Raw genomic sequence first — 9,184 nt, forward strand, 5'->3', positions numbered from 1 at the left:
TCCGGGGTGGACAAATCATAGAGTTGAACTAGGACAGGTTTTTTGGGAAAAAGGGGAGATGCCACTTGGATCACGTGATTGTCAAGCGCGTGCTGCGCGGCAGCTGGATATGCGTTGTCCTCATCGTCTCTGTCCTGGCGGTCTACTGGCTGCTCCCGCTCGTTTATCCATTTTTGATCGCCTGGCTGATCGCCTACGCGATGAATCCGTTGGTCCTGTGGCTCCAAAGACACTTGCAAGTGCCAAAATGGCTGGCTGTGACCCTCTCATTGTTCATTTATGTAGGCAGTGCAGGAATCATTGTGTCCGCGGCCTTAACACGGCTGGTCAAGGAGCTCATCCATTTCGCCGAATCCTTTGATCATCGAATCGCGGAGTGGAGAAATCTGCTGATCTCATGGACGCAAAGCGAAGGCATTCAGTCGATCATTACTGAAATCAACCGGTTTATTGCGGATAACCCTGGCTATGAAAATACGATCCACAAAAACATCGACAATACCGCCGAAAAGTTCGGATCGTTTGTCTCCCATCTCATTAATCACGTGCTGGAAACGATCGTCAACCTGCTCTCTTCTCTCCCGAATTTAGGGGTGATTCTTGGAGTGATCCTGCTGGCTACTTTTTTTATCAGCAATCATTGGGAGCGGGATATGCGATTTCTGGCCGCCTCGGTCCCTGCGCCGTTCCGCAAAACCGTAGGCGCCATCTGGCGCGACCTTCAGCGGGCGTTATCGGGTTATCTGCGCGCGCAATTTATCATGATTTCGATCACCGCACTGATCGTTCTCATCGGCTTGCTTATTCTCGGCGTTGATTCCGCCTTCACCTACGCCCTGCTGATCGGCCTTGTCGACCTGTTGCCCTATCTCGGTGTCGGTACAGTGATGATTCCTTGGCTCATCTACGCCTTTGCCACCGGTCACGACACGCTGGGGATTGGACTGGCCGTCTTGTACGGCGTCATCCTGCTGGCCCGTCAGCTCATTGAACCAAAGGTCCTGGCCAGCAGCGTAGGACTTGATCCCCTGCCCACGCTGATCGCCATGTTTGTTGGGCTCAAGCTGTTTGGCGCATTGGGACTGATCATCGGTCCGGTGACGCTGGTCATCCTGGGTGCTGCCGTCCGTGCAGGTGTTGTCCGGGATTTGCGGAACTATATTTTGCATGGTCGATTGAGATAGAATTAGCTTCACGCTTGAAAAAAAAAGGCATCCCGTCCCTCCGAGACGAGATGCCTTTCTTGACTTGTTTAGGGGCTGCCTGCCACCAGAGTTAACGGCGGAAATACGTAATCGTTCCGTCCTTGATCTTCTTGCTGACCCATTTCATCAGCGGGATCCGATAGAGAATACGCGTCAGCGGAAACACCATCGTAAACCCAATGATATCGGTAATGAAGCCAGGGATCAGCAGCAGAATCCCGCCGGCAAATACGCATAAGCCATCTAGGACCATTCGTCCCGGAAGTTGGCCGCCGCTCATCTGAGCTTGGGCATCCGCGAGCACCTTACGTCCTTCAAATTGCATCATCAACCCGCCGATGACCGAAGTCGCCAGCGTCAAAAATATCGTCTTCCCAACGCCCAGCTTCTCGCCGACGTACATATACCCCCAAAACTCAACAATCGGAATCAACACGATGAGAGCGGCTATCCATTTACGCATATCAGGACTCCTTTATCACATTCCTGTACTTGTATTTTACCGCCTCCGCGTCACATAATCAAAATTTTACGGTTTTCGGGCTTCCTCCAACGCCGCATACCATTCCGGAAACACCTTCTTGAACTGCACCGGTCTGAAATCCTCGCGGCGAACGACATAATGCGAAGAAGAACCCTCGACGCACAACGTGCCTTCCCCGTTATACACCTCATATCCGTAGGCCGTTTTGACCCCGTTGTTCTCGATGACCCGGGTCTTAAGCAGGACCGTATCCCCGTACCGGATCCCGCGTTTATATTCCACGTTCATTTCGTGAACGGGCGAGATATACCCCGCCTGCTCCATGTCGAAATAATCAAAGCCGAGATTCCGGCTCAGCTGCAGCCTTCCCTGCTCGAACCACTCGATATAACGCGCATGGTAAATGATCCCCATCATGTCAAACTCCGAATATTTCGGCTCAATGGTCAATTCGCATACGTACACCCTTCTCCGCTCCTTCCTGATTTCCGTGATGCTGCCGCAGGCTCCGTTCCCGTTCAGCGGCAAAAAAAGCAATGGTCCCTCAGCGGGCCCCATTGCTTTCTTTGTGACTTGAAGTCGATGTATATGAACCTTAAGCTACTTGCGGATTTGCCCGATTTTCACCAGATTCGTGGATCCGGAACGTCCGAGCGGTACCCCAGCCGTAATGACAACGAGGTCGCCTTCTTTGACCAGTCCGGAATCCAGGCCGCCCTTCATCGCTTTGTCGAACATTTCGTCCGTCGTGCTGGCGATATCACCTTTCACCGGCGTTACGCCCCAGTTCAGAGCCAGGCGGCGCAGCGTTTGATCTTCCGTCGTCACAGCGATGATTGGTGCCTTCGGACGATATTTGGAGACCATCCGTGCTGTATAACCGGTTTCCGTCGAAGTAATGATCGCTTTCGCATTCAACTCCAGCGCCGAGTTGGCAACCGCTTGGCTGATCGCTTCGGTAACGGTTGTTTGTTGGGCATTGCTTTGTTTAACGAAGATTTCACGATATTCCAAAGCGGATTCGGCTTTCTCTGCGATGCGAGACATCGTCAGTACCGATTCCACCGGATATTTCCCGGCAGCCGTTTCGCCGGAGAGCATAATCGCGTCCGTACCGTCAAAAATTGCGTTAGCTACGTCGCTGGCTTCTGCACGCGTAGGTCTTGGGTTGCGTTGCATGGAGTCGAGCATTTGTGTAGCCGTGATAACCGGTTTGCCCACACGGTTACATTTCTCGATCATCCGTTTTTGCACAAGCGGTACATCTTCTGCAGGAATTTCTACGCCGAGGTCACCGCGGGCAACCATCAGGCCGTCAGATACTTCGAGGATTTCATCAAGGTTGTCAACACCTTGTTGGTTTTCGATTTTAGAGATGATTTGAATATGAGTTGCGTTGTGTTGTTCCAGCAGTTGACGAATTTCAAGCACGTCGCTCGCTTTACGAACGAAGGAAGCAGCAATAAAATCGATGCCTTGCTCGATCCCGAACTTAATGTCGTTAGCGTCTTTCTCGGTGATGCCTGGCAAGGAAATGTTTACGCCGGGTACGTTAACGCCTTTTTTGCTCTTGATCGTTCCGCCATTGACGATGCGGCACTTGATTTCCGTTCCTTGAATGTCAACGACTGTCAAACCAATCAAACCGTCGTCGATCAGAATCGTCGAACCGACTTCCACATCTCCAGGAAGATCTTTGTACGTGATGGAGATTCGGTTCTTGTCGCCGAGAATTTCTTCGGTCGTCAAGGTGATGAATTCATCCTGTACCAGCTCGATAGGCTCTTCTTTCAATTTACCGGTACGGATTTCAGGACCTTTGGTGTCCAACAGTATGGCGATCGATTTCCCCAGCTCCGCACTCGCTTGACGAATGTTCTTGATCCGGTTCCCATGCTCTTCGAAATCACCGTGGGAGAAGTTCAAGCGAGCGACGTTCATTCCGGCCATGATCAGCTTCTTGATGTTTTCTAACGATTCACTAGAAGGACCGATAGTACATACGATTTTTGTTTTGCGCATTTGGGTTTCCTCCGTTTAAAATAGTTCTCTCTATATAATCTTTTCCAACAACTAAATTTACTACAGTTTTGTCGATTTGTATAGGAAGTTTATCATATTGTAACGAACTATCCATGATTATGCGCCTAGCGACTTGGCTAAGCAATAGGGTTTTTCGGCGTCTAAACCTCCAGTATTTCCCGAGAACAGCGAAAATAACCTTACCGGAGGTCCCATAGGTTCCCCCGTAAGGTTATCGCTGTGAAACTTTAACTTGGCTTGGCAGTTTGGACCTGCGAAGCTGCTTCCGGTTCGCTTGACGCTTCGGAAGACGTCTCATCCTCAGGGAGGCCCGCGACTTCAGCCACCGTTTCCGGTGCCACAGTTCCTTGCGCCTTCGGCTCTCCTGCCTTGCCTGCTACCTGAAACTCGCCGATTTTGCGGAATTTCCGATAACGGTCCTCCACCAGCTCATCCGAGTTCAGGTCGGACAATTCTTCCAGATGACGCAACAACGCCTCTTTGATCGAGGCAGCTGTCGAATCATAATCCCGGTGTGCGCCGCCGCGCGGTTCGGGAACAATCTCTTCAATAACGCCCATCTCAAGCAGATCTTGAGCGGTGATCTTCATCGCTTCCGCCGCCTGATCGGCCTTGGAGGCATCCTTCCAAAGGATCGAGGCCGCCCCGTTTGGCGAAATGACGGAGTAAATGGCATTTTCCAGCATCAACACGCGGTTGCCTACACCAAGGGCAAGCGCACCTCCGCTTCCGCCTTCTCCGAGTACCACGCAGATGACCGGTACCCGCAGCATCGACATCTCACGCAGATTCCGTGCGATCGCTTCCGATTGTCCGCGCTCCTCCGCCGTAATTCCCGGATAGGCCCCCTTCGTATCGATAAACGTAATGATCGGCCGACGGAACTTGTCCGCCTGCTGCATCAACCGCAGCGCCTTGCGGAAGCCCTCAGGATGCGCGCTGCCGAAGAAGCGGGCGATATTATCCTTCGTATCCTTACCCCGCTGCTGCCCGATCACCGTGACCGGCACGCCGCCCAGCTTCGCGAGACCGCCAACAACAGCCAAATCATCCCCAAACAACCGGTCCCCGTGAAGTTCAATAAAATCTTCAAAGATCAAGCCGATCATATCCAGCGATGTCGGGCGCTGATGATGGCGGGCCAGATGCATCTTTTGGGAGGGAGAAATGTTGCTGTAGATCTCTTCCTCCAGCTGCCGGTAACGCTCTTCCAAGCGCGCGATTTCTTCGGTAAAATCGATTCCCTTCTCTTTGCCAAATTGCTCCAGTTCGGAAATCTTCTCACGCAACTTCACAAGAGGCGTCTCAAAAGGCAATTCACCAGCCATTTATACTCCTCCCTTCACGCCGTGCAATTCTAGCAATTTCGCCAGCGTCGATTTCATATCCTTGCGGTTCACGACAAGATCGACCTGACCATGCTGCAGGTTAAATTCCGCCGTCTGGAAATCGTCCGGAAGCTTCTGGCGAATCGTCTGCTCGATGACAATTCTTCCGGCAAAACCAAATACGGCCCCGGGCTCGGCCACAATAATGTCGCCAAGCATGGCAAAACTAGCCGATACACCACCCGTCGTCGGGTCTGTAATGACTGAGATATATAAACCACCATGTTCGCTTAGTCGGGCCAACGCGGCGCTCGTCTTAGCCATCTGCATCAAACTGAGGATACTCTCTTGCATCCGCGCTCCGCCCGATGTGGAGAAAATGATCATCGGCAGACGTTTTTCGATGGCCTTCTCGATGGCACGCGTAATTTTCTCCCCTACAACCGATCCCATACTCCCGGTGAAGAAGTCAAAGCTCATCACGGCTGCCACAGCAGGATAGCCATGGATGGTCCCCTCGCCGGTCACGACCGCTTCGCGTAGTCCCGATTTCAAAGCCTGCTGCTCCAGCTTGCTGGCATACCCCGGGAACTTCAGCGGATCGACCGAGATCAGGTCAGCATCGTACTCCGTGAAGCTGCCTTCATCAAAGGTATAGCGAATCCGATCCAGAGCGTTCAGCCGCATATGGTGTCCGCAGGAAGGGCACACCATCAAATTCTTCTCCAGTTCTTTGCTGTACTGAATCGCACCGCAACGGCCGCATTTATTCATCAGGCCTTCCGGAATTTCGCGTTTAGGGCGATCTGCCTGCGGCGTGCCCTCTTCATTGCCGGTTCGTCCTGAGGGAATGGTCGCGTACTTCCTCTTCTTCTGAAACAAATCTTTGAACACAACTACACCTCTTCAGCCGTTTATTTATCGTAGCAGTTCCACAAAGTCTATAAAAACCCAGATGACCCTATATGAACCCGCACTACTAGGCCTCATCTGCACTAGGAATCTCGAATCCCTTTGCTAAGGATGCAAAATCGAATTCAACACTTCTTGCACTTCTTCTAGTTCCCCGGAAGGAACTAAAATCTCGTATTGCTGTTTGGATAAATTAACAGGACGTGTTTGGACAAGGAAGCCTTCTTCGGTGAGTTTCGTCTTGATCATATCCGCGACTTTCGCGGTAGGCGCAATATACATAACAGTCCACATGCCCTTTTCAAAGCCCCCTAACCTAATCTTTGAGCCCGTATAATAGAGTAATGATAACATAATTTTCAAAAATCCCGCAACAAAAGGAAACCCGCGCAGAAAGCGGGTCATGGCAACGGATTTTGCCGCAGAGCCCGGCGCTAGGTTCAAAGGGACAGCAGGCTTTCTCTGAAAGATGTTATCAGCGGAACTGGGACTAGGGCATTGGTTGAGAAGGAATCTCGTCCAATGACAAGCGGCTCTAGTTCGTTTCAAGAGGAGCTCGACGGGTAGATCGTGGCCTGTTCATGTTTATGGGCGATCCGCGCAGATGCCGCTGCGGCAAGTCCGGCGACTAAATCGTCAAGAAACACATGAATGCGTTCGCCGCGATTGTTCAGCTTCCCAATGATCTCCGGTTTGACCTTGTCCAAATAGCCGAAGCTCGTCAGGCCAATCATTCCAAACACACTCGTGATGCCCAGCGCCATCGTTTCATCCACCCCATACAGCGGTTCGTCGGCCTCCAGGATCTCCTGCAGCGGTTCGGGAAGCCGCTTCTGTTCAGCCAGTTCGTCGAGTGCAATTCCCGTAAACAGGGTGTATTGAACCTCTCTCTTCTGCAGCACGGCTTTAACGCTTTCCAAGCATTGGTCCAGCGTCAGATCCGCATGATACGCCGTTTGCAGCGAATACACAATTTGAGCGATATCCTCCAGCTTCACTCCACGGCGCAGCAGTTGCGCTTTCGCCAATTCGTATGTCATCGTATCTTCCTCCCTTGATCCCGGCGCAACCGCCGCTGCCGGTAATTGTCGCGATAGGGTTGTCGTCACACTGCGGGGTGGTGTCCATTTAGTGGTCGCCTTCGTAACTCCAGGAACGAAACTCGGCTGGTGCTGCTGTTAAACTGGTACAGACGTTGGCTAGCGCCGATGTAGAGTTGGTGTTGCAGATGTTGGCTGGTGCTGATGATGGTTACCGTCGACCGTAGATAACCCCGCTCGTTGACGATGCCGGAATTCATTTCATGATCGATTCTTGGTCATTCGTGTGTTCCTAAGTGTATGCACCACCCTCCAAAAATGTTCGTTAAAACTTGTCCCGACCTACCCGAAGCATGCCAGCGCTAACGGACCTCAGCGACGCTATTTGCCCATTTCCCGCATATTTCCCGATGTAACGGACACTACGGCCGTTATTTGGCACCCAACTGGTGATTTCAGGCACTATGCGATGAAATAAGGTCGCTCAGGTCCGTTACTTTGCCAACCTTCTTGTAAACGTTGGAATAACGGCACTGGAGTCCGTTGCTATGAACGTTTTTGTCAAGCCCTCAGTTTAAACCTTGCCTGAGCACGTGGCGCGAGAGCAAAAATGCGAGCGACGGTCGGCACGCTGCTATCCGTGGGTTGGTTACCACATGTTATGCCTTCGTCAAGGAGAGCTTTTGCAAGCTAGAAACGCACGTTCAGTCCCTTCCGAAACTTAGTGCAAACGGACAACGCAATTTCTCTCCCAAACCTTCGTTTGCTCCCGGGCCTCGTGCTCAGGCGTGAGCTTGTCAAGCGTCTTCCTTGACAAGCGGGTAGTTACAAATCAACACTTTTGCAATTCCTCATCGAAGATGAGGAACGCCACACGGCGAGTGTGGGGGTGCAGGGGGCAAGGTCCCCTGCGTCCTTCATCATCGAAAAGCTGTTAGGATGCGGCGGGCTGTTCCACGGTTCGGGCAACAGCCCATACAAACCCAATCAGTTCCCTGGCCACCGCACCGACGGCCACATTCTTGTGTTTGTTCTTTCCAAACACAAGATGGCGGTATTTGGAATGCAGTCTTTCTTGGGCCTTCCAGGACAACAGTTGTACGTCGGCCGGCATGCCATCTAGTCGTTTGGCGAGATCGCCCTTCACGGCAGGACGATGACGGTAACTCCAAGCGGACTCCACTAAAGTCCGGCGCAAGCGGCCGTTTCCGGCTTTGGTCATGCTGCCTCGACGAGTACTTAGGCCCGTGGAATACTCACGAGGGACCAGTCCCAAGTACGCCATCAGTTGGGCTGGGGAGCGAAAACGCGCAAAGGTTCCGATTTCAGCCGCAAGGGTGATGGCTGTGAGCAATCCAATCCCGCGTAAGGACTGAAGAACTTGAATTAGCGAAGCCTTGGAGCCGGTCGCCGCTTGCTCTACCAGTGCTTTTTCTAGGCGACCCATGCGCTGCTCGATCTCATTCAAAGCATGAAGCATCTCATCGAAGGCCACCTGCATGGGCTCGTACGGGAATACCAGTTGCCCCAGCCAGACGCGATACTTCTTCGTCCAGCGACGCTTGATTGTGGCCGGTGGCTCTATCTGGTGACGGAGCAAGAACTTCAAGACCCGCTGACGAGCCCGGTGGGCATCTTCCTTGGCAGCTTCACGGGCGCGAACCAATTCCCGTAGAGCCTCATCTTCCCGTTCGGGGACGTAAACGGGAGCGAGCTCTCCTGCACGATACAAACGCGCGAGTTGCTCGGCATCCCGTCGATCTGTTTTCACTTGGTCGCCGGGGCGTTTGGGAATGAGCGATGGAGCAATGACGACACAGTGGGCCCCCATGGAGGTGATCCAGCGATAGGTTTCGTAACCTGTGGGTCCTGCCTCGTAGCAAAACGATAGCGTTTCGGCCGCTCCCAGCTCTTTGATAAGCTTGCGTAACGCTGCCGGTGTGTGGGGAATGGTTCCGTAATAGCGTGGAGCTTCCCCGCTCACATCTGCAATCGCAACCGAAATTTTTTCTTTGGATACATCTAAACCGACGAATTTTGTGGTAGACTGCATAGTATCAGCTCTCCTTTGCTATGTAGCTCTGAAATGGTTTGGGTTAATCACTATCCATTTTAACCTACGAGATGTAGCAATTTGGAGGGCTGTCTTTGTTTTACGTTCATCTTAGCTAG

General features: G+C 52.3%; 9 protein-coding genes. 1 reads left to right on the top strand and 8 read right to left on the bottom strand.

Features of this window, described 5'->3' with window-relative positions:
* Positions 1-65 precede the first annotated feature (65 nt).
* Positions 66-1,184 (top strand): sporulation integral membrane protein YtvI, encoded by a 1,119-nt coding sequence (gene ytvI / locus C812_RS11570; RefSeq protein WP_016312840.1) that lies wholly within the window; start codon positions 66-68, stop codon positions 1,182-1,184.
* 91 nt (positions 1,185-1,275) lie between these two features.
* Here ytvI and C812_RS11575 read toward each other — a convergent pair whose 3' ends face one another.
* From C812_RS11575 to C812_RS11610, 8 genes are all read right to left on the bottom strand, one after another.
* On the bottom strand, positions 1,276-1,668 hold the full coding sequence (locus C812_RS11575) for an FxsA family protein (RefSeq protein WP_016312841.1): 393 nt from the start codon (positions 1,666-1,668) through the stop codon (positions 1,276-1,278).
* A gap of 66 nt (positions 1,669-1,734) precedes the next feature.
* On the bottom strand, positions 1,735-2,154 hold the full coding sequence (locus C812_RS11580) for an acyl-CoA thioesterase (RefSeq protein WP_036625113.1): 420 nt from the start codon (positions 2,152-2,154) through the stop codon (positions 1,735-1,737).
* A 135-nt stretch (positions 2,155-2,289) separates the two neighbouring features.
* Positions 2,290-3,711: a pyruvate kinase gene (gene pyk / locus C812_RS11585; protein ID WP_016312843.1), complete on the bottom strand. Its 1,422-nt coding sequence runs from the start codon at positions 3,709-3,711 to the stop codon at positions 2,290-2,292.
* Positions 3,712-3,959: 248 nt separating this feature from the next.
* Positions 3,960-5,060 (bottom strand): acetyl-CoA carboxylase carboxyltransferase subunit alpha, encoded by a 1,101-nt coding sequence (locus tag C812_RS11590; protein WP_016312844.1) that lies wholly within the window; start codon positions 5,058-5,060, stop codon positions 3,960-3,962.
* Positions 5,061-5,954 carry an acetyl-CoA carboxylase, carboxyltransferase subunit beta gene (gene accD / locus C812_RS11595; protein WP_016312845.1) on the bottom strand — a complete coding sequence of 298 codons (894 nt, stop codon included), beginning with the start codon at positions 5,952-5,954 and terminating at the stop codon, positions 5,061-5,063. It lies immediately after the preceding gene.
* A 123-nt stretch (positions 5,955-6,077) separates the two neighbouring features.
* Positions 6,078-6,266 carry a hypothetical protein gene (locus C812_RS11600; RefSeq protein WP_009226742.1) on the bottom strand — a complete coding sequence of 63 codons (189 nt, stop codon included), beginning with the start codon at positions 6,264-6,266 and terminating at the stop codon, positions 6,078-6,080.
* A 251-nt stretch (positions 6,267-6,517) separates the two neighbouring features.
* Positions 6,518-7,012 (bottom strand): phosphatidylglycerophosphatase A family protein, encoded by a 495-nt coding sequence (locus C812_RS11605; RefSeq protein WP_016312847.1) that lies wholly within the window; start codon positions 7,010-7,012, stop codon positions 6,518-6,520.
* 934 nt (positions 7,013-7,946) lie between these two features.
* Positions 7,947-9,065: an IS110 family RNA-guided transposase gene (locus C812_RS11610; RefSeq protein WP_016310904.1), complete on the bottom strand. Its 1,119-nt coding sequence runs from the start codon at positions 9,063-9,065 to the stop codon at positions 7,947-7,949.
* Positions 9,066-9,184: the final 119 nt, after the last annotated feature.

The organism is Paenibacillus barengoltzii G22 (assembly GCF_000403375.2).
In the GTDB taxonomy this organism is placed as follows: Bacteria; Bacillota; Bacilli; order Paenibacillales; family Paenibacillaceae; genus Fontibacillus; species Fontibacillus barengoltzii.

Coding starts and splice junctions, on each gene's coding strand:
- C812_RS11605 (WP_016312847.1), bottom strand. CDS start 7,012: ATGACATACGAATTGGCGAAAGCGCAACTGCTGCGCCGTGGAGTGAAG.
- pyk (WP_016312843.1), bottom strand. CDS start 3,711: ATGCGCAAAACAAAAATCGTATGTACTATCGGTCCTTCTAGTGAATCG.
- C812_RS11575 (WP_016312841.1), bottom strand. CDS start 1,668: ATGCGTAAATGGATAGCCGCTCTCATCGTGTTGATTCCGATTGTTGAG.
- C812_RS11600 (WP_009226742.1), bottom strand. CDS start 6,266: ATGTGGACTGTTATGTATATTGCGCCTACCGCGAAAGTCGCGGATATG.
- C812_RS11590 (WP_016312844.1), bottom strand. CDS start 5,060: ATGGCTGGTGAATTGCCTTTTGAGACGCCTCTTGTGAAGTTGCGTGAG.
- C812_RS11610 (WP_016310904.1), bottom strand. CDS start 9,065: ATGCAGTCTACCACAAAATTCGTCGGTTTAGATGTATCCAAAGAAAAA.